This is a genomic window from Leifsonia sp. NCR5, from assembly GCF_002105485.1.
GTDB lineage: Bacteria > Actinomycetota > Actinomycetes > Actinomycetales > Microbacteriaceae > Leifsonia.
The window spans coordinates 1-19602 of sequence record NZ_NCSR01000015.1; the positions used below are offsets into that span (position 1 = coordinate 1).

Consider the following 19602-nt stretch of genomic DNA (forward strand, 5'->3'; position numbering starts at 1 on the left):
CATCTGGTCGGGTGCCGAGGCGGGGGAGCGCTGGGGCGAGTCTGCTCCCATTCCGTTGACGTTCGTTGCCGCGCTCGACACTGCGGACGCCGACGCGACCGAAACGGTCGATGACATGTCGGCCAGTGGAGTGTCCTGTGTCACCGGGATCCTCTGCGGATTCCCGATCATCACCGCAGTGCGTCGGTTTCGCCTTCCACCGGCGCCGGTCCCTTGTTATTTGAACGTGCGCAAGCTGCCGATCCTGGATCCATCGGCAGTGTCGACATTAGCATCGGCGCCGGCGCTGTCCCAGCTCGGGATCTCTCGAACCTGATTCTCTTTCTCGCCCTCGCTGAGAGGGGTGGTACGTCCGCGCCGCCTCTGGCGCGGGAACGACCGCACAAGAATCAGGGAAAGAGACTGATGAGAATACTCGACCGGCACAAGAACGAGGCGAGAACAGCGGAACCGCGTCTCCGGCGCGCGCTTCCGCTGTCGCGCCCGCTGAGCATGAGAGGGCGGTGAGCGTGTGAACCCAGTGATGTCGGTCGTTGGGGGCGCGCTCTGGGTCGCAATTCCGTTGTCGATGCTGGCCGGGCTGATCTCTTTCGTGTCCCCCTGCGTGCTGCCCCTGGTTCCCGGATATCTCGGATACATCGGCGCCGCCGCGGAACCCGCCTCCCGAACGGAGACCGGTGCCCCACCGGGCACGGCCTCTACCGTAATAACTGCGGGCCGGGCCCGGCTGCTTGTGGGTGTGGGACTGTTCATCGCCGGGTTCACGGTGGTGTTCGTCGCGGTCACGATCCTTGGCGGGGCGTTCGGGCTGCTGCTCCTGCAATACGCCAGCCTCCTGACTCGGGTGCTCGGGGTCGTGGTAATCGTTCTCGGTCTGGCGTTCATCGGCGTGCTAGGGATTGCGCAACGCAGCATCCGCCCACGCGTGGGCAACAACATGGGGTTGGTCGGCGCGCCCATTCTCGGATTCGCGCTCGGTGTCGGCTGGACCCCGTGCATTGGGCCCACTCTCGCCGCGATAATCTCCGTGTCCTGGAACCTCGGCGACCCGGGACGCGCCGGCCTGCTCGGCCTGGCATACTCTCTCGGCTTGGGCATCCCCTTCTTCCTGCTCGCGATCGGGTACGGTTGGGCCACCCGCACCGTGACGTTCCTGCGCCGTCATATCCGCACCCTGAACATCATCGGCGGCGGCATCCTGATCGCTCTCGGCCTGCTCATGGTGACCGGGGTTTGGAGCATGCTGATGTCCGCCCTCCAGCAGGTGGTGATCAATGTCCCGCTCCCGCTCTGACACCTCCCGGCTGCCTGAACTGCTGGACAACGATCCGCTGCGTCCTGCCGACCACGCCAACATCGTCCCCGACTCGCCAGGGGTCGCCGAACCGCGGCTGAGTGTCGTCGGCTGGGCGCGGTGGGGGTGGCGGCAACTCACCAGCATGCGCACTGCGCTGCTCCTGCTGCTGCTGCTCGCGGTCGCCGCGGTTCCGGGTTCCCTGTTCCCACAACGCACGGCCGACCCCAATGGGGTCGCCCAGTGGGAGAAGGACAACCCGGACGTGTTCGGGTTCGTCGACAATCTGGGCCTCTTTGACGTGTACCAGTCGCCCTGGTTCTCGGCGATTTATCTGCTGCTGTTCACGTCCTTGATCGGCTGCGTCATTCCCCGGGTCAAGCACCACTGGAAAGCGCTCCGGTCCCGCCCTCCACGAACCCCGTTCCGTCTCTCTCGGCTCGCTGGGTACCAGACCCGGGACGTTTACCGGGCCGCGGGCGCCGACCAGGCCGCGACTCTGGGCGAGCGGCAGCTACGGCGGGCCGGGTACCGGGTGCAGCGATACGACACGGCCGCGTGGAGCTCGGTGTCGGCTGAGCGCGGCTATCTTCGCGAAACCGGGAACCTCCTCTTCCACGTGGCGCTGGTCGGGGTACTGATCTCCGTCGGGGTCGGCGGTGGCTTTTCCTACACCGGGCAGCGAGTGGTCGTCGAGGGCACCACCTTCGTGAATGCACTCAGCGACTACTCCTCGTTCAAGCCCGGCCGGTTCGTCGACGGCACCGGACTCACCCCGTACGCGATGACCCTTGACCGATTCGCTGTCACCTACCAGCCCCCGGGCACCCCAGGGGCTGGTCAAGCCAGCGATTACACCGCCGATGTCAGCATCCGCACACCGACCGGCGGAACTCAAAAAGAAACGGTACGGGTCAACGACCCGATTGAAGTCGCCGGCGACCGCATCTACCTCCTCGGCAACGGCTACGCCCCCACCCTCACCATCCGCAGCGCGGACGGCCAAGTGGTCTATCACGAGTCTCAACCGTTCCTGCCGCAGGACTCCGCGATGACATCGCTTGGCATCATCAAGGTTCCCGATGGGCTCCCCGAACAGGTCGGGCTGATCGGTTTTTTCTACCCCACCCAAGGAGCGCTCCGCTCGGGGGCGTTCACGTCCACCTACCCAGACACGAACAACCCGGTCATCACGCTCAACGTGTTCAGCGGCGACCTGGGCATCAACGACGGCACTCCCCGATCTGTCTACTCACTCAATGTCGAAGGGCTAACCCAGCGCACCGGCGGTAAATCCGGAACAGAGTCCTTACAGCTCGCGCCCGGGCAGACCGTCAACCTTCCCAACGGGTGGGGCACCATCACCTGGGAGGACGAAACCGCAAACATCGGTCAACCCCTGAAACGGTTCGCGTCGCTGCAGATCCAACGCGATCCCAGCGGTCTGCCCGTCCTCGTCTTTTCCGTCCTGGCCACACTCGGCCTGTTTGCCGGACTGTTCTTCCCCCGGCGCCGCGTGTGGATCAAAGCACACACCACCACCACGGGGGTGCGCATAGAATACGCGGGCCTTGCCCGCGGCGAAGACCCCACCCTTGCCCGCGGCGTCATCGAGATCGCCACCGCGCACCAAAGCGCCCTCACCGAAGCGCACACGCGAGACTCGCGCGAAGCCAAGGGGCCGCCTGTGCGGTCGAGTGGGCGGTAGCCGCAGCGGGGTGGCCTTGCCACCCCGCGTTTGTGGCGGGACGGACCCGAACGTTAGCTGGAGATCGTTTTGGCTCCGGCGTGCACGGCCTATAGGCCAGAGTAGGTGTGGAGGCCTTTGAAGAAGACGTTGACGATGCCGAAGTTGAACAGGACGGCGGCGAAGCCGATGATCGCCAGCCACGCGGAACGGGACCCGCGCCATCCTCGGGTGGCGCGGGCGTGGATGTAGCCGGCGTAGATCACCCAGATGATGAACGTCCAGACTTCCTTCGTGTCCCACCCCCAGTAGCGGCCCCACGCCTTCTCTGCCCAGATCGCTCCGGCGATCAAGGTGAAGGTCCAGGCGATGAAGCCGACGATGTTGATCCGGTAGGCGAGGTTCTCCAGTGCGGTCGATGCGGGGAGGGTCGCGAGGAACCGGAGCTGCTGCGGCTGCGATTCCGTGACCTGGCGTTCACGTCGAGTCTGCAGCAGCTGCAGGCAGGAGAGAGCAAAGCCGAGAGCGAAGAGGGCGGTGCCAAGAATGGCCACGATGATGTGGATGACCAGCCAGTACGACTGCAGCGCCGGTTGCAATGGAACGACGGGCACGTAGTACCGCACGAGCGCGATGCCCTGCAGGACGAGGACGAGCCCGAGCACGAAGGTACCGACGTAGTCGATGTCCCATTTGATGTTCACCAGCAAGAACACCCCGATGATGACGAGGGTGCCGGTCATCGAGAACTCCCACATGTTCGCCCACGGGACGCGGGCGGCGGCGATGCCGCGGAGGACGGTCGCGGCAAGGTGGAAGACGAATCCGCTCAGGGTGAGGGCGAAGGCCCAGCCAAGGACCAGTCGAGCGTTCTTCGTTGGGTCAACGCGTTGTGGCGTGGTTCGGTCTGGTCGTTCGCCGACGATCACGGGGGAGGGGCCGGCGGCCGTAGCTGCACGGCGGGCGACGGCGCTTGGCACCGGTGTTGTTGCCTGGGTGCTACGACGCGCGAGGTCGGCGGCGAAGACGAGGAAGGCGGCTGTGTAGAAGCCCATCGCGATGTAGATCAGAAGCGTGGAGAGCGAGGAGAGGACGTCGGTCATGACTGTGTGGCTCCGTGATCGTGGAGTTTCGCTTGCTGCTGTCGACGGTTGTCGAGCGTCCAGAGCAGCGCGGCGGCGGCGATCCCGCCGACGGCGAACACGTCGGCGAGGTTGAAGATTGCGAACCAGCTGATGGAGAGATAGTCGACGACGGCGCCGCTGAGGAGGCCGCGTTCGGCCCGCAGGATTCGGTCGATCATGTTGCCCCAGCCGCCAGCGGCGGCGACTGCCAAGGCGATGGTGATGAGGGGGCTGTCGCGGTGGACGATACGGCGAATGGTCCAGGCCGTGAGGACGACAAGGATGATGAAAATCCCGGCGGCGAGGAGCGGACCGAATCGGGCGCCGAGCCCGAATGCGGCACCGGGATTGAGGACGAGTCTCAGGTCGAGCCAGGGGATGATCGTTGGTTCTGTTTTTCCGTACGGCAGGGTGATGATGGCGATTCCCTTGACGGTCTGGTCGAGGATGATCGCGAGGAGGCTGAGGTTGAGCGCCCATTGTGCGAGGCGTTTGCGGCTCATTGCCGGTTTTGGAGAGGTGGCGGGTTGGTCGGTCAGCATAGTGTTGTGAGAGCCTTTATCTGCTCGGACAGCTGCTTGGTGAGCTTGTCGGAGCTGGTCCCGGTTGCCTGACCCTTAGCCTCGGCTTTGAGAACGGTGATCAGCTGATCGATGGTGTCGACAACCTTTTGAGCCGCTGTGGCTTGTGGGCCGTCGGGCATCTGTTTTGCGATCGGAGCAAGGATCGTGCGCGCAGCGCCCAGCTGATCGGCAGCCGTAGTGGGGTCCAACGTTGACGACTTGAGCGCAGCGTCGATATCGGACGCGACACTATCGATCACCGGCGTCACGAGCGTGCACGCGGCGTTCTGCGCCTGTTGTGAGACGGTCTCCCCGATGGAGCAGCCGGAGAGGAGCAGGGGTGCCGCCAGCGACACCGCCGCAGCGGCGACGATGACGGGACGGTTGAGAGTTGACATGGTTGCGCCTTTCACTGCGTGGGTCTGTGTCGTTTGAGGGTTCGGATCAACGCGTCGAGGTCGCCGTCGAGGGTGTCCAATGCGTCCGCGTTGTGCTGTGGGTCTCGCCGGATGAGTTGCAGTTGGACGGATGCGCTGGTTGCGGCGTCAATCAGCTCGCGGTAGACGCCGGGTGGGATCTTCGCTGACCGGGCCTGCGAGCCCCACCTGCCAAGGACGATGCGGCGGAGTCGGCGATCTATCCAGTTCATCGTCGCCACGCCTTCTCGAGCTCGGCGGCGAATTGGTCCTGGGAGGTCACGGATACCTTCTCGCCGTTGAGGAAGAACGCCGGGGTGCCCGCCACGCCGAGTTGGACGCCGTCGGTCTGGTCTTTGGTGACTCGGATTTTGAGGGTGGGGTCGGTGAGGTCGGCGTCGTACCGTGTCATGTCCAGACCGATTGCTTGGGCCAGTGACCGCAACGCCGGTGACTGGTCGTCTTGCTTCTCGGCCCACTGCGTCTGCGTTTCGAAGAGCGTGGCGTACATCTGGTTGAACTTGCCCTGCCGCCCTGCCGCCTCGGCCGCCAGTGCTGCGTTCATCGCGTTCTTGTGGCTGGGGATCGGGAAGTATCGGGCGACAAAGGTGACTCTGCCAGCGAACTGTTTGCGGAGCTGTTCTACGACGGGGTATGCAGCGGCGCAGGCTTCGCACTCGAAGTCGAGGAACTCGACAACCGTCACCTTGTCCGTCGCCGCCTTCTGCAGAATTCGACTGTCCGCGCGGGTAACTGCCGGTGCCGCAGCTTGCTTGGAAATGGATTGCGCCCGGCCGACGACCACGATGACGACGAGCACGATGAGGGCGAGCCCGATGACCGTCGCGTTGGCCCAGAACCGCGCTGAGGGGCGGCGCGGACGTCTGGCTGGTTGTGGTGTTCGTTGTGGTGGCATGTCGCTGCTCATCTCGCCCTGCTGCGGAGCCAGGCGTACGGGTCGGTGGGGGTTTCGCCGTCTCTCCAGATCTCCAAGTGCAAGTGGTTTCCGGTGCTGGCGCCGGTTGTTCCGACACGACCGATGATCTGCCCGGCCGCGATGCGTTGGCCCGTGCGAACTTGGAGGGAGCCGAACTGCATGTGGGCGTACAGGCTGGCGAATCGTTCGCCGTTGACGCGGTGGTCAATGATCACGTTGACGCCGAACCCGACATCGGACTCCTCTGCCGATCGCACGATTCCATCGGCAATCGCGGCGATCGGGGTGCCACCGCCGGGAGTCATGTCCAGTCCTTTGTGATTGCTCGAGCAGCCCGAGCACGGGGAAGAGCGCGAGCCGAAGCCGTCACTGATCGATACATCACCAGGGAATGGCCACTGAATCGGCCCGAGCGTGTTCCCCACGAGCAGCCCGGCCGGGTCGGTTTCAGCCAACGCGGCGAGTTCGGTTTCGGACGTGGCCTTGATCGCGTCGCGCGCGACAGGCAAGGCCATGCCGCTGGGGTTAGCCATGGCCTGCGGTACACCGGTCGTGGCTCTGCTGGTGGCTGCCGTGAGATAGCGTTCGGGCTCGACCGCGTTGGCTGGCACGGAGGTTGCGACCGCGAGTGTCATTGTGAAGATGGCTGCGGTTGTGGTCAGCAGGAGCCGCTTACGGGGGTTTTGCCCGCTGGCGGGTGATCGCAGCGGCCGTCGTCGGACGGGGGAGCGTCGGCGGCGTTCCGTGTCGAGAGCCTCCCGCCGGGATTGGGGTTCCGGGCGAGCAGGGGTGAAGGTTGCGCGACGAGAGGGCCGCGGAGTGCGGGTGAAGAGCATTCGGGGTTTCTGGAGTCAGCCCCAGAGGTGCGGGGCGTGCGGACGAGGGACGGCTGAGCACGTAACCGGTGCCGCGACGTCAGGTCCGGCTAATCGCCAAAGCTTCCAGGGAGGGCTTCATGCTGCGCGGGAACGCCGGGATGGCGACGCAAACACTGATCACCCGAATCATGGCGACGAAAAAGTCCCGTCTCAGCAGTACGACCAGAAGCGCGCCGGCAAGTGCCGCCGCCACGGCCAGAACACAGTCCAGAACGAGCATCTGGTCGGGCGGCACGCCGTCTTCGGCTGACGCGGCGACGGTTGACTCCGCGTCGCTGAGTCCCGGATCGGTCATGACGGAGGCAATGGATGGTGCTGTCGCGGCGGCCGGGCCGGCTGCGTGCGCCGATTCGAACATGTGCGCCAGGAGCAACGCGAAAACGACGGCCAGCGAGGCGATGGTGAACACGATCCAACGCCGAATGGTTCGGCTATTCATGGTTCGCATTTCACCTCCAGGATCACAGGTCGATAACGGTCGCGATGCTCGGAAGCGTAGCAAACCCAACCTGAACGCCGCAGCGTCTCGTCAGGTGACTCCCAGACTGCCCCTCTACGCTCCGGCTCCCATACCGACCAGAAAGGTGACCGCACATGAAATGCCCCGTCGACGGCGAGACGCTCGTGCTCTCGGAACGCTCCGGAATCGAGATCGATTACTGCCCCACCTGCCGTGGGGTGTGGCTGGACCGGGGAGAGCTCGACAAGATCATCGAACGATCCTTGGTGCCGAACCCCGCGTCCCCCAACCTCCAAGGCCCACCGCCCGAGAACCGGTCGGGACATCACGGTAACCGCGGTTACGGCAATAGTGGCCACGGCAATGGTTACGGCAACGGCAACAAGCGCCGCGGTGGGTGGCTGGGCGACCTGTTCGGCGACTAATCGCCGCCCGGCTGGGCGTGCCCGAGATGAAGCAACGCCTGGTCGAAGAACTCGATGACGTGATCATCGAACAGCCGGTACGTGACCGACCGGCCGTCCCGGTCTCCGGTGACGAGTTTCGCGTGGCGGAGGATGCGCAAGTGGTTGGACAGGCTGGCCTGCCCGATCTCGAGCTCCTCCGCCAACGCGGTCACCGTGGAGGGCGCTTGCCGCAACCGCATCAGAACCCGCAACCGGTTCGGCGACGCCAGCCCCTGGAACACCTCGGCCAGCTCGACTGCGCTTTGCGCGTCAAAGACCACTTCGCTCACCACACCACTCCTCAACTCCCCATCGTACCGAGAACGGTTCTGATTACGATTATCAATGCCTATAATAGATTTACATATGCACATATGTTCGTCTAGGATAGTCGCGAGGAAGGGAGGCCGTATGGATGGCCACGACCACGGAACCACGATGCAGGTTTTTGGAGAAGCCGCCAAACGTCACCGCGTTCGGCTGTCGATCGCGTTCAGCATCACCTTCGTTATTCTTATCGCCGAGGTCGTCGGAACGATCCTCACCGGCTCACTGGCACTGCTCGTCGATGCCGGGCACATGCTCACCGACACCGCCGGACTTGCGATGGCGCTCGTCGCCTCGTATCTGAGCACCCGGCCGACCACCAATAAACGCACCTGGGGTTACCGCCGCGCCGAGGTCCTCGCCGCGACCGCGCAGGCCGCCGTGCTCCTCGCCGTCGGCGTCTTCGTCATTGTCGAAGGCATCCGGCGACTGTTCGAACCTCCGGAGATCCCCTCCACGGAGCTGCTGATCTTCGGCATCATCGGTCTTCTCGGCAATGTCGCGTCGCTGACGGTACTCGCCTCCAGCAGAAGCGCGAACTTCAACCTCCGCGCAGCATTCCTCGAGGTCATGAACGACGCCCTCGGTTCCGTCGCCGTCATTGTCGCCGCACTATTGATCGCCTTCACCGGTTGGGGCGCAGCAGACGCACTGGCCGGCATGTTCATCGGCGTCCTGATCCTCCCGCGTGCATTCAAGCTGCTGCGGGAGACCACCAGTGTGCTACTGGAGTCCACCCCACCGGGACTGGACCTCGACTCCGTCCGCACCCACATGCTCGAGGTGCCCGAGGTGATCGAGGTGCACGACCTGCACGCCACCCAGATCGCAACGGGTCTTCCCGTGTTGACCGCGCACGTGATCGTTCAACCCGATACGTTCGAGAATGGCAAGCTGCCGGAATTGTTGGACAAGCTGCAAGACTGCGTGGCCACCCACTTCGACATCAGCATCGAACACTCCACGTTCCAGTTCGAGCCGCCTCAGCACAGCAAACACGAGCACTCCGCACACGATTAGAAGGACACAACCGGTGACGACACCACCCGATGCCCGCCGTACCCCCCGAGTGAGATGGCGCCTGCTCGCTTTCCTCGCAGTGGTCGGCGCTGCCTTCATCGCCAACATCGTCACCGCAGCGGCTGCGGAGGCCCACGATGCACTTGCTTCGGCGAATCCCGGACAATCCGCTACCGTGTCCACCCGTCTTGAGGAGGTCACCCTGACCTTCAATGAAGCACCATTGAGCGGCCTGCAGAGCGGCATCATTATCCAGGTGACGGACGCGAGCGGCAAGGAAGTCTCCACCGGGGATCTCCGAATCAGCGACCGCACCCTCGCCCGATCGCTGACGATCACCGCGCAGGGCGACTACACCGTGACCTGGCGCACGGTGTCTGCCGATGGCCACCCCATCGATGGGGCGTACACGTTCACTTACGCCGGCCCCGTGCCCCCCTCTCCGACACCGACGGCAACGCCAACGGCCGTCGCCCCGACGGCGACGCCCTCACCGAGTGTCACGTCGGCGAAACCGTTCGCAGAAGCGTCAACGGCGTCGGCGCCAACTGGGCTGATCGCCACCATCGTCATCGCGGTACTGGTGGTGGCCGGTGTGGTTCTGTGGGCGGTCATCGCCTCAAGCCGTCGACGATCCGGGAACCGGTAACGCCTCAGCGTCGCCCCAATCGGGCCAACCAGGCGTTGTAGGCGTCGAGCTCGGGATCGCCGTCACGATCCTTCCGCCTATCCGCTGCCTTCGCACGCCGGGTGTCGTCGGACGCCCAGCCGAAGAGCAGGATGAGCACAATGATCAACGACGGCAGCTCGCCGTACGACCAGGCAAGCGCTCCGGCCACCCGCTGGTCCTCGATCGGGTCGATGCCCCAGCCGGCGGGGGCATGAGAGAAGAAGGTCACGAGCGGAACCGTCGCCATCATCGCGATCACCCCGAAGAACGCATGCAATGGCATCTCGACGAACATGTCGAAGAGCCGGCCCAGATGTGATTGACGCCGCGGGAGCGGATCGGGTGAGATCAGCGGCAGGGTGAATAGGACGCCCGCCGCCAGAAACACCGTCTCGAGTATCTGGTGGCCGGCGACCGTCGCCAGCAGGGTCGTCGCGAGACCGCTGAAGTAGAGACCGTAGAACACGAACAAGAACAACGGGACCATGAACCCGGGGTGCAGGAGCATCCGCGCGGTACGGGATCGCAGCCCCACAATGGCAAGGCGTCGCAGCGGTCGAGTCCAGCCTGTGGTCGCGGTTGCCCGCAAGAGCAACGTTCCTGGTGCGCCCAGGATGAGCAGTGGGGGCACCGTCATCATCAAGGTGAGTTGCTGGAACATGAACACCGAGAACATCCGATAGCCATACCCCTCCAACGCGCTCCCCGTCAGGGCGACAATCAGCGCCGCCCCGGTCAGGAACAGGCCCGTTCGCCACCATGGCCAGCTGATCCCGCGGTGCCGCGCAGCGAGGACGGCCGTCAGATAGAGGGCTGCAGCAACAGCCCCAAGCACGGGCAGGACGGGAACCGGTTGCGGGGCCCACTGGAGAAAGGTATCCAGACTCGGCGGCGCCTCAGGGATGCGCGCGGGCCCGTCCACGTCAGTCTCCCTGCTCCATTGTTCCGGTCTTCTGCTCGGTGACGCGACGGCCTAAGGACACTAACATCGCAAGCACCGAGCACGCCATCACACCCCACACCAGAAGCGCCCCCACCAGCTGATCGACCGCGGGATCCACGCCTAAGGCGGGAAGGGTGATGCCGTACCAGTTGGGCAGGACCCCGCCGGGAGCGAAGGCGACGAAGACGGCGACCATTCCGGCGAGCAAAACCACACCCAGCGCGATCCCGACAGCTTGCGCGATGGACTGTGTGCCGCTTCGGGCTGTCCGGCCGATTGAGACGGCGAAGATCGCGGTCGCGCCGAACACGAAAACTGTTGTGACTGTGCGGCCGACCGGATCCTGGACCGCCCAGCCCAGCCAGGGGGTAAGAAACACCAGCCCGAGGAGGATTATCTGGATCGAGCCCGCCAGCCAGGGGGTTCCCAGCACGTATCGCATTCCTCGGTTGTCAATCGCCCACCTCATCCATTCTCGAGGACCGAGGCTGCCATCTTCACGAGCGGGGATCACCCTGTTGAGCAGTGTGATCGGCCGAGCTGTCACTGCCAGCGCCGCCCCCAGCATCCCGCCGAGTAGGAGGTTGGCCGTGTAGGCAGTGAATGAGAAGGTGGCGTACGCGCCTGGGAGCGAGCACGCTGCGAACAGCATGACGATGGCCGCCATGATCGCCGCGACCGTGCGCCCATGCGGCCAGCGACTCTGGCGGCGAAGCGTTGCGACACCGGTCAGATAAGCGCCGAGGACTAGACCGACAGTGAGGACGGCGGCGGAATCGAATACCCACGTGTCTACAATGCGCCCGACCGCCGGGGCCGGGGGGAGAAGGTCGCCGGTCAGTTGCTCAGCCTTTGTTGCAAGCAGGATCTGGCCGCCAGGGGTCTCCGTCCTCGACAACGATGCCCCTGCCCCCATCGCCACACCCATGATCACCAGTTCCCACACAGCCAGCCATACGAACGCGATTCGGCGGCGGATGTTCGTGGCCTCGGGATCACCGAAGCGGCGGATGACCCACTTCCGTTGTGCCCATCCGAGCGCGGCGAGAAGAAGCAGCAGGATGATCTTCAAACCCAGCACGCGCCCATAGACCGTGGTCACGAGCTGCGTCGGATCGTTCAACCGTACGAGGGCTCCGGCAGAGCCGGAGACGGTTACCGTGACAAGGCCGACCAGCGCCAAACCCGAGTAGCGGCGCAGCAGCGGCACCACGCCGCTTTCGTCTAAGGCTGCCGCATAGACCGCGGCGACAAGTCCCCCCACCCACATCGCGGCACCGACGATGTGCAACCATAAGGCGACGGTCGCAGTGACATGATTGCCGGCGCCGGCAGCGTGTCCCTGCAGAGCGAGCGGAACCAGAGCAGAAAGACCCAGACATACGGACGCGGCGATTCCGGCAGGATGGCGGGCCGCGAAGGTGAGTACCGTCAGGGCTGCCGTCATCAAGATTGTGGCGATCCATGCCTGGCCTACGGCGATCTGCTCGAAGAACTGGGCCAGGCTTGCTCCCAGCGCGTCGGCCTGGACCGGGCCGGTGAGACTGAGCGAGGTCATCACAGCGGTCACGCAGTTACTGGCCATCCACATGGCAGAACACCACGGGGCTGCGTCGAGTAGTCGGTTCCACGGCTTCGACCCGACTGGGACGCAGAAGCCCGCCACAAGCAGGATGCCGATGGTGAGTGTGGCGCTGACGTCGACGGCTGCTTTGGCTACGGGAAGCCCGAACGTCACGATCGGGCCGGGGTCGAACACGGTCCCGTCCGCCTGGATGGTTGTCAGACCGAGCAGGAGTGCCGCGCCGAACGCAAAACTGATCAGTACGACCACGACGAGGAGGAAACGCCGGGTGCGCGTTGCCGTCGTGGAAGTGGCCGCGGTCACGACTGCGGCTCCTGCTTGGGCTCGCTGACCGCTTCGCACGCTTTCCGCCGCCGCGCGCGTTCGCGAACTTCTTCGCGCGCGTATGCGTCGCGCTCGCGCTGGTCGGCCTTCAAGATCGAGCGAAGGACGAACCAGAAAATCAGCCCCACTAACACCGTCGGTGTCAGGGACCACAATGCATTGGACCAAAAGTCGTTCACGTTCACCTCTACTTGTCACGGAGCGCACGGCATCGCCGCTACGACGCGCACGTGCGAAAAACCCGGAAGCGGGAGGTGATCAGAGTCGAAGAACGCCGAGAAGACCGGGCGCGGGAGAAGCTGCTCGTCGCGCAGCTCCTGAGCGCGGCAGCCGGGAAGGTTCGGGCCGAACAACGTTCACGTGCTGATCGGTCAGGGGAGCCGCCTCAAGAGCCGGTGTCGCGGATCCAGCGGTGGCACACAAAGCTGCACAGAACTCAACAGCTGTCGGCCCGTCAGGGTCCTGGATAGACGGTGCTTGCGCGACGGATGATTCCGCAGCCCCGGTCAGGTCGGAACCATCCGTGGCGTGTCCGAAGCCGGTGCTAAGAACAATCGCAGCAGCGATCAGGAGGAGAATGGCGGGCGCGGCTCGCGCCAGTCGCACAGCGAATCCCATGCCCTCCTCCTCCTCGTATTGACACAAGGGTATCCAACGCAAATGTGTCAAACGCTCACCGGCCTGCGCCGGGATTCTCGCTGCCTCCGACGCCAGCGGTTCCGCACAACGGGTTATTCATCTCCGCACGCGGCCGGGTGGATGATCCTGCATTACGGGCTCGATGCCCCAATGCTTCACGACAGATTCTCAGGCCTGATCGAGGCCCCGTTCACAGACCCGCTCAGTAGGATCACGCGAAACGAAATCCAGCCCGGGGCACAGCGCTCCGCGCGACCTTGTAAGGGAATCATGTACTCGATCGGCCTCGTCGACCCTCAATTCCTCATCCAGGAGGCGGGACCGTGGGCGCTCTTGGGCGTTTGCGCAGTCGTCTTTATCGAGACCGGGCTGCTGGTGGGTTTCTTCCTCCCCGGGGACACCCTGTTGTTTTTCACCGGAGTGCTCGCCGTCTCGGATCGCTTCGACCAGCCCCTCTGGGTAATCATGGTGGCGGTGGCAGTGGCCGCAGTGTTAGGCGACCAGGTTGGATATGCCATAGGGAAGCGAACGGGTCCCACCGTGTTCCAGCGGCGCGACTCGGGCTTCTTCAGCCGCTCGAGCGTGGACCGGACCAAGAAATTCTTTGACCGGTTCGGTACCGCCACCGTCATCATCGCCCGGTTCATTCCAGTCGTTCGAACCTTCGCCCCGGTCGCGGCCGGTATCGGGGTAATGCGCTGGCGCTTGTTCACCGCCTTCAACATCGTGGGAGGCGCATTATGGGTGGCCTCTCTCATCCTCCTGGGCTACGGATTAGGTCACATCCCGGGCGTCGCCGATTTTGTTGCCGACTACCTTGATCTGGTGCTAATCGGAATCGTCGTCGTCTCCGTGACGCCGGTAGCAATCCGAATGCTAAACCTTCGCCGCCGATCGCGTAGCGCCTCCTAGGCGCATCCCTCGAGGACTCGATCTCGGAATCGCGCCCACAGATGTGGCCCTCCCTGCTCCCGCCACCGGCCACCGCGTGTCCTTAACGGGAAATCAAGCGCGCGCCTAAACGGAGACACAGTCCGACGGCGAGCAGGCCGACGGGAACGACCACAAACACCCACCCCCACGCATATTCCAACGTCAACACGAGGAGCACGAGCACAATCCCGGCAGGAACGATACAAAGCAGAATGCCGCCCACGACAACTCCAACGGTGACCAAAGACTTTCTCACAATCGTTCACGATACCGGGAGGACGTGCGGCAAGAACTCAACATCCACGAGGACTTAGCCGCAACTCTGACGAAGCCAGGGCGCGAGCCGCGAGCTTCTCCTACCCGCGGGCAATGCACCGGAGCGACGCCTTTCAACCACCCCGCGCGGTCGACACCTACGTTGTCAATCCGACGGGGAGTGGTAGGCAGAAGGGCCACCCGCTGGGGGACCGGCGGCCCTTCTTCGCTGCGCCGGGAAGCTCTCGATGTAGCAAGGCGAACCGTTCTCGTCGAGCTTCCATCGAATGCGGATCTCGGCGACCTCGGGCAGCAGCTCCGTGAGATCCGAGTACGTCTTCCCGGTGTCGACCACATGCACATTCTCCCGGAGGGCTCGCCACGCCACCAACACTGCAGGTCGCGAGCCGCAGGTATGTTCGGACGGTTCAACGCGGAGGCGCTGACTACTGAGGCCCCTGCGTTTATCACTACGAAAAATCTTCTATTTGACATAACGTTCATTATCGGAAGGTGAATGTAGGTATGTCTAGCAAAGTATAGGCCTTTCCTATACTTCAACATACTTCGCTAGGCTTGGAGTCATGGATCCAGTTCGAAATCCCTACCAACCCGGCGCAGGACGTAAGCCTGCAGCGCTTGTCGGTCGCGACGATACTTTGCAGGACTGGCACAACGACCTACAGCGCGCTGAAGGCGGCCGTTCCATCCAGCCCACAGTTCTGTATGGACTTCGGGGCGTTGGAAAGACCGTGCTGCTCTCAGAACTCCGACGCAACGCGAGCCGACGCGAATGGATCGTCGCGCAGGTTGAGGGAGGCGGAGACAAAGGCGTGCGTGAACTCATCGGCGAAGCGCTCTACGCGCCGCTGGCGGACCTTGCCCGTCCGAGCGCCGGTCGACGACTCCTAAAAGCGCTCAAGACGGCAATCAGCTTCAAGGCTTCGTATGACACGAACGGAGTTTGGACGTTCGGGTTGGATCTCACGGAGGTCAGCGGTGGTGGTGCCAACACGGGCGTTCTCGAGACGGACCTACGCAAGCTAATTTCTGACCTTGCCGGCGCAGCTCAGGAAGAGAATGTTGGTCTGGCGATCCTGATTGACGAGGCTCAGGACCTCGACCAGCAGGAACTCACCACACTCTGCGTGATAGCGCACGCGGCCGCTCAGGACGATTGGCCTGTTGCTTTCGCATTCGCAGGGCTTCCTAGCCTTCCGCGGATTCTGGCCGAGGCGCGCTCATACGCCGAACGATTTCGGTACGTAAACGTGCGCGAGCTCACTGAGGGTTCAGCCGCGGAGGCTTTGACGATTCCGGCGGCTTCCGAGCACGCCCGATGGGATGACGATGCTATCGATGTTGTGATTGAAGCGTCTGGCCGATATCCGTATTTCCTTCAGCAGTTCGGCCAGGACTCATGGAATGCGGCATCCGGACCTGTTATCTCCGCTCAGGACGCGCTCCTGGGCGTCGCCCGAGGCAATTTGCAGCTCGATACCGGGTTCTTCCGCGTGCGCTGGGATCGTGCTACTCGCGGCGAGCAAGACTATCTCCGGGCGATGGCTGAGGACGGAGACGAAGGCAGCCAGTCGGGAGAAGTCGCAGCGCGACTGGGCCGTTCTGGAGCCAGTCTCGGCCCTGTCCGCGCGAACCTGATCAACAAGGGCCTTGTATACGCTCCCGAGCACGGCGTGGTCGCGTTCACAGTGCCGGGTATGGCTGCATTCGTCCTGCGCCAACAGAAAGCCTAGGGCGCGTAGAGGGTGCGGAATTGGCCGAGCAGGTCATCCTAGCGCCCGTCGAAAAGGCCGGAGTCCGTGGCGTATACCACAGCGTCCACGCCCACATGTCTGGCTCGAACCCAACCCGCCACACCAGCCCGGGGGTGGCCCGTGATTTCAAGATCCGGCACGCTCATCCGACGTATGCGAATGACTTCGCAGCAGCGATAAACATCGCCAGCAACAGCCAGCGGCTCACGTTCGCGAAGCGGTCGCGCCGGCGCCTGATCACCCAGCGAGGGGTTCATTCCCTTAAACCAGGACTGCACGGTGGTCGCGTCGTACCGCTCACGCAACAGCGCAGCCGCATGGTAGGGGTGCCGCAGCCGATCACGATCGGCTTCCCAGGGCTCACCCAAGGCATCGGCCCAGGCGGTCACCGAGCGGGCGGGCGGACTTCACCCCACCGATATACGCCACGAGGCGCACACCGAGGATGTCGCGCAACCGCGTCGCGAGATCAGCAAATGGAAGATGTAACAACTCACATTCCGGGGCACGCTCCCTGCCGCAGGACCCTCCTCGACGGCCGAGCTCACCAACGGCGTGTTGTTGGACCACTGCCGCCAGCCGGGGGTTAGCGTCGGGAGCCAGCGATCGAGCACGTTCGACGCCCAAAATCAGATTCCAACTGTTCGGAAGCGAAATGCGACCTCCTCTCGGCTCAACGCCTACCCGCAGGCCCTCTTGGTCACGGGTGGGGGTGATCCTTGTGGTCGTGGCGGTTCTCACCGCCTGGAATGGGGTCGCAGTCCCTCAAGCGTTCGCTGACAACTATCCATCGTGGGGCGACGTACAGGCCGCTCGGTCCGGTGAGGCTGCCAAGCAGGCCCAGGTCACTGCGATCTCCGCGCTGATTGCAGGGCTCAAAACACAAGCGAAAGCGGCCGAGGATGCCGCCGCCGCCCGGGAAAAGGACAACGAGGCGGCCCAGTTCGCCCTGACCGCCGGCCAGAACAAGTCGGACTTGCTAGCCGCCGAGGCTGCGCGACTGAAAGAGAAGTCCGAGACCTCACACCGGCAGTCGGCAGCGGTGATGGCAAAGTTGGCCCGCACGGGAAACCAGAACCTCACCGGGACCCTGCTGCTCAGCAAGTCGACCGACGCAGCCGGACTGCTATATCGACTGAGCAGCCTGGGAAAACTCACTTCAACGATCAACGGCCTGTACTCGCAAGCGGCTCAGGACAGCAACAATGCCAAAGCAGCCAGCGACCAGGCTGCCGCGGCAAAGGATGCCCTTGCTGCCCTTGCTACCGCGGCGAAGGCAGCGCTTGCAAAGGCCGTGCAGGCGCAAAGAGAGATGATCGCCGCCCTGTCGGCACAGACTGCCCACGAGAATGAACTCCAGGCCCAGCTGGCGTCGCTCACGAGCGCGACAGCGGTGACGGAACAGCAGTATCAAGCCGGAGTTGCGGCGCGCGCGGCTGCCGCAGCCGCAGCAGCAGCCGCCGCCGCCGCAGCCGCTCGTGCCGCGGGTCCCAGCGCGCCAGTAGCCACCGATGCGCGCGCGCTCGCCCAAGAGCTAATGGGATACGTCTCTGCCGGACAGCTATCCGGTTCCTACCCCGACCACATTATGGAGATCCAGTGGATCGCGGACGGCCGCTCGGTGCCAAACTGCGGGATCGACACCCAGATTCTCCAAGTAATGGTGATTGCTCTGCACACCTTTTCAAGCGTCGGCGTCAGCGACATCAACCGTCGCTGTACAGGCCAAATCGAAGGCGCCGGAATCAATTCACAGCACTACGCCGGAGGTGGCGGCCATGCGGTGGACTTCTACAGCCTGGGTGGCCGCTCCGCGACCGGCGCCGACGGCAACTCCTTGGCCCTGATCCGGGTCCTCGACCCGAGGATGCCATACGGTTCGGGCCTAGGTCAGAGCACCTGCCGACGAAACGCAGGAAACGAGCCCTCCCTGCACAACTTCCAAGACTTCGACGACACCTGCAACCACCTCCACATCAACGATCCGATGTAGCTCCGCGCAACCCGCTGCCAGGACGACCAGCACCAGCTCGGACGCCGGAATGTGACAATTCGGTAACGAACACATACCATTACGGGGTATTCCGATCTGCTCCCCCGGCGAAAGGCACTGTGTGACACGCTCGAGCACACTTGCTGGTTCATCATCGACCCCCCACCTCGCGCCGGCACACAATGGCGGTCCACCGCATCGGCGAGAGCGCGGAGCCGACCGGGGAAGTCCAGGGCAGGCGTTCTCGTCCCGCCGCGAGAGGCATACTTTCGAGCGCTCATCCGGGCCTGGAGCCCGTGTCGCTTCCATTTCGCAGACAGCTCTCACGGGTGGGGATAGGTCTGACGGGCTCCAGAGGCCCGCGCCAACGAACGACACATTCGGGGGAGACCCGCCTGACCGAGAGAAGGCGCTGGCTGCCCTTGATGCCCTTTCCGCCCAACACTTCCGGGAACTGAGAAGGCCACCACTCCTACAGACCAAAGCGGCCGATCATAGATCGGAAGCCGACCGGTCCAGCGCTAGCAGAACCCGGAGGGGATGGTCGGCGAAGGCCATCGTGATCCTGGCCGCGAGTGGCCTTGTTGGTACCACTGCGCTGCCGGCGTATGCCTCGATGGCGGATGGCTCGTCCGGACCGTCCCGCGCCAGCGTTGCAGTACAGACCCTCACTGGTAGCGGGGAAGCGGTGTCAACGGCGAGCCGAGAGGGCTTCTCGATTACCGAGAACAGCGCGAAACTCGATTCAACGGTCGAGTCGACAGTGTCGCCAACGGTGCAGCGGTTGGCGCAATCTCTTATGGTTGCTGTCGGCCAGGGCCGCTTGACCGGCTACGCCCCGGACCACATTCCGGAGATCCGAAACCTTGCGGAGGGTCGCGCCGTTCCCGGTTGCGGCGTCGACTACCGGGTACTGCAAACGATCGAGGTGGCGTTGGCGAACTTCGCCACGGTTGGCGTCAGTGACATCAACAGGCAGTGCACCGGCCAAATCGAGGGTGCCGGTAGTGCGTCATCACACTATGCCAACGGGGGAGGCCACGCGGTTGACTTCTATCTCCTGAACGGTCACCCACTTACCGGTGGCGACCCGGAATCGTTGAAGCTCATCCGCGCGCTCGACCCCGTAATGCCACCAACCCCGAACCTCGGTCAGGTGGGATGCCGCAGCGCCATTAGCGTGACCAACTTCCTCCCGTTCGACGATACGTGCGATCACCTGCACATTGACTTCCGCCAAGCGCAAGGAACCACTCTCACGATTTAGACCCGACCGTACGAGGCGAGGCGAGGCCTATTTGCCTGCCTCGCCCTCAACCCCATTCGCTAAGAT

The 19602-nt window shown here is 63.9% G+C and carries 21 protein-coding genes; 10 read left to right on the top strand and 11 right to left on the bottom strand.

Going from position 1 to position 19602, the window contains the following annotated elements:
* From B7438_RS20580 to B7438_RS13135, 3 genes are all read left to right on the top strand, one after another.
* A partial coding sequence (locus tag B7438_RS20580; protein WP_179150814.1) for a hypothetical protein occupies positions 1 to 316 on the top strand: 316 nt, incomplete at its 5' end.
* A gap of 195 nt (positions 317 to 511) precedes the next feature.
* Positions 512 to 1294 (top strand): cytochrome c biogenesis protein CcdA, encoded by a 783-nt coding sequence (locus B7438_RS13130; RefSeq protein WP_085370054.1) that lies wholly within the window; start codon positions 512 to 514, stop codon positions 1292 to 1294.
* The gene (locus B7438_RS13135; RefSeq protein ID WP_085370055.1) at positions 1275 to 3002 is read left to right on the top strand and encodes a cytochrome c biogenesis protein ResB; all 1728 of its coding nucleotides are present in this window, start codon (positions 1275 to 1277) and stop codon (positions 3000 to 3002) included. Before B7438_RS13130 ends, B7438_RS13135 begins: the two co-directional genes overlap by 20 nt.
* A gap of 89 nt (positions 3003 to 3091) precedes the next feature.
* Here B7438_RS13135 and ccsB read toward each other — a convergent pair whose 3' ends face one another.
* From ccsB to B7438_RS13170, 7 genes are all read right to left on the bottom strand, one after another.
* Complete coding sequence (gene ccsB / locus B7438_RS13140) at positions 3092 to 4084, bottom strand: c-type cytochrome biogenesis protein CcsB (RefSeq protein ID WP_085370056.1); 993 nt, start codon at positions 4082 to 4084, stop codon at positions 3092 to 3094.
* Positions 4081 to 4647 carry a signal peptidase II gene (locus B7438_RS13145; protein ID WP_085370057.1) on the bottom strand — a complete coding sequence of 189 codons (567 nt, stop codon included), beginning with the start codon at positions 4645 to 4647 and terminating at the stop codon, positions 4081 to 4083. Before B7438_RS13145 ends, ccsB begins: the two co-directional genes overlap by 4 nt.
* Positions 4641 to 5066, bottom strand: coding sequence for a hypothetical protein (locus B7438_RS13150; RefSeq protein ID WP_085370058.1), 426 nt, complete (start codon positions 5064 to 5066; stop codon positions 4641 to 4643). The genes B7438_RS13145 and B7438_RS13150 overlap by 7 nt, the downstream gene beginning before the upstream one ends.
* A gap of 11 nt (positions 5067 to 5077) precedes the next feature.
* Positions 5078 to 5326 carry a hypothetical protein gene (locus tag B7438_RS13155; RefSeq protein WP_085370059.1) on the bottom strand — a complete coding sequence of 83 codons (249 nt, stop codon included), beginning with the start codon at positions 5324 to 5326 and terminating at the stop codon, positions 5078 to 5080.
* The gene (locus tag B7438_RS13160) at positions 5314 to 6012 is read right to left on the bottom strand and encodes a thioredoxin domain-containing protein (protein ID WP_256922023.1); all 699 of its coding nucleotides are present in this window, start codon (positions 6010 to 6012) and stop codon (positions 5314 to 5316) included. The genes B7438_RS13155 and B7438_RS13160 overlap by 13 nt, the downstream gene beginning before the upstream one ends.
* Positions 6009 to 6656, bottom strand: a complete 648-nt coding sequence (locus B7438_RS13165; RefSeq protein WP_179150816.1) for a M23 family metallopeptidase — start codon at positions 6654 to 6656, stop codon at positions 6009 to 6011. Before B7438_RS13165 ends, B7438_RS13160 begins: the two co-directional genes overlap by 4 nt.
* 280 nt (positions 6657 to 6936) lie before the next feature.
* Positions 6937 to 7308, bottom strand: coding sequence for a hypothetical protein (locus tag B7438_RS13170; protein ID WP_143465903.1), 372 nt, complete (start codon positions 7306 to 7308; stop codon positions 6937 to 6939).
* Positions 7309 to 7493: 185 nt separating this feature from the next.
* Between B7438_RS13170 and B7438_RS13175 the strand changes: the two genes are divergently transcribed.
* The gene (locus B7438_RS13175; RefSeq protein WP_085370062.1) at positions 7494 to 7784 is read left to right on the top strand and encodes a zf-TFIIB domain-containing protein; all 291 of its coding nucleotides are present in this window, start codon (positions 7494 to 7496) and stop codon (positions 7782 to 7784) included.
* On the opposite strand, the gene B7438_RS13180 is transcribed toward B7438_RS13175, so the two are convergent.
* Entirely contained in the window at positions 7781 to 8095 is a 315-nt protein-coding gene (locus B7438_RS13180) for a helix-turn-helix transcriptional regulator (protein WP_256922024.1), read from the bottom strand. The two genes, B7438_RS13175 and B7438_RS13180, sit on opposite strands and share 4 nt — an antisense overlap.
* A gap of 121 nt (positions 8096 to 8216) precedes the next feature.
* Between B7438_RS13180 and B7438_RS13185 the strand changes: the two genes are divergently transcribed.
* Entirely contained in the window at positions 8217 to 9152 is a 936-nt protein-coding gene (locus B7438_RS13185; RefSeq protein WP_085370064.1) for a cation diffusion facilitator family transporter, read from the top strand.
* 13 nt (positions 9153 to 9165) lie between these two features.
* A complete protein-coding gene (locus B7438_RS13190; protein ID WP_179150817.1) occupies positions 9166 to 9801 on the top strand; it encodes a copper resistance CopC family protein in 636 nt (211 codons plus the stop codon).
* Between the two features lie 4 nt (positions 9802 to 9805).
* On the opposite strand, the gene B7438_RS13195 is transcribed toward B7438_RS13190, so the two are convergent.
* From B7438_RS13195 to B7438_RS13205, 3 genes are read right to left on the bottom strand one after another with little or no spacing between them, the layout of a single operon-like run.
* Complete coding sequence (locus tag B7438_RS13195) at positions 9806 to 10744, bottom strand: cytochrome c oxidase assembly protein (protein WP_085370066.1); 939 nt, start codon at positions 10742 to 10744, stop codon at positions 9806 to 9808.
* Position 10745: 1 nt separating this feature from the next.
* Positions 10746 to 12653, bottom strand: coding sequence for a bifunctional copper resistance protein CopD/cytochrome c oxidase assembly protein (locus tag B7438_RS13200; protein WP_085370067.1), 1908 nt, complete (start codon positions 12651 to 12653; stop codon positions 10746 to 10748).
* Positions 12650 to 12859, bottom strand: coding sequence for a hypothetical protein (locus tag B7438_RS13205; RefSeq protein ID WP_306293897.1), 210 nt, complete (start codon positions 12857 to 12859; stop codon positions 12650 to 12652). Before B7438_RS13205 ends, B7438_RS13200 begins: the two co-directional genes overlap by 4 nt.
* Positions 12860 to 13202: 343 nt before the next feature.
* Between B7438_RS13205 and B7438_RS13210 the strand changes: the two genes are divergently transcribed.
* The 4 genes from B7438_RS13210 to B7438_RS13225 all read left to right on the top strand — a co-directional run bounded on the left by B7438_RS13210 (position 13203) and on the right by B7438_RS13225 (position 19536).
* A complete protein-coding gene (locus tag B7438_RS13210) occupies positions 13203 to 14225 on the top strand; it encodes a DedA family protein (protein ID WP_143465905.1) in 1023 nt (340 codons plus the stop codon).
* Positions 14226 to 15085: 860 nt separating this feature from the next.
* Positions 15086 to 16255, top strand: coding sequence for an ATP-binding protein (locus B7438_RS13215; RefSeq protein WP_085370070.1), 1170 nt, complete (start codon positions 15086 to 15088; stop codon positions 16253 to 16255).
* A 748-nt stretch (positions 16256 to 17003) separates the two neighbouring features.
* Entirely contained in the window at positions 17004 to 18269 is a 1266-nt protein-coding gene (locus tag B7438_RS20585) for a hypothetical protein (protein ID WP_179150818.1), read from the top strand.
* A 559-nt stretch (positions 18270 to 18828) separates the two neighbouring features.
* Positions 18829 to 19536, top strand: coding sequence for a hypothetical protein (locus B7438_RS13225; RefSeq protein ID WP_143465909.1), 708 nt, complete (start codon positions 18829 to 18831; stop codon positions 19534 to 19536).
* The last annotated feature ends 66 nt before the right edge of the window (positions 19537 to 19602 follow it).

Coding starts and splice junctions, on each gene's coding strand:
- B7438_RS13215 (WP_085370070.1), top strand. CDS start 15,086: ATGGATCCAGTTCGAAATCCCTACCAACCCGGCGCAGGACGTAAGCCT.
- B7438_RS13175 (WP_085370062.1), top strand. CDS start 7,494: ATGAAATGCCCCGTCGACGGCGAGACGCTCGTGCTCTCGGAACGCTCC.
- B7438_RS13145 (WP_085370057.1), bottom strand. CDS start 4,647: ATGCTGACCGACCAACCCGCCACCTCTCCAAAACCGGCAATGAGCCGC.
- B7438_RS13185 (WP_085370064.1), top strand. CDS start 8,217: ATGGATGGCCACGACCACGGAACCACGATGCAGGTTTTTGGAGAAGCC.
- B7438_RS13165 (WP_179150816.1), bottom strand. CDS start 6,656: ATGACACTCGCGGTCGCAACCTCCGTGCCAGCCAACGCGGTCGAGCCC.
- B7438_RS13135 (WP_085370055.1), top strand. CDS start 1,275: ATGTCCCGCTCCCGCTCTGACACCTCCCGGCTGCCTGAACTGCTGGAC.
- B7438_RS13160 (WP_256922023.1), bottom strand. CDS start 6,012: ATGAGCAGCGACATGCCACCACAACGAACACCACAACCAGCCAGACGT.
- ccsB (WP_085370056.1), bottom strand. CDS start 4,084: ATGACCGACGTCCTCTCCTCGCTCTCCACGCTTCTGATCTACATCGCG.
- B7438_RS13150 (WP_085370058.1), bottom strand. CDS start 5,066: ATGTCAACTCTCAACCGTCCCGTCATCGTCGCCGCTGCGGCGGTGTCG.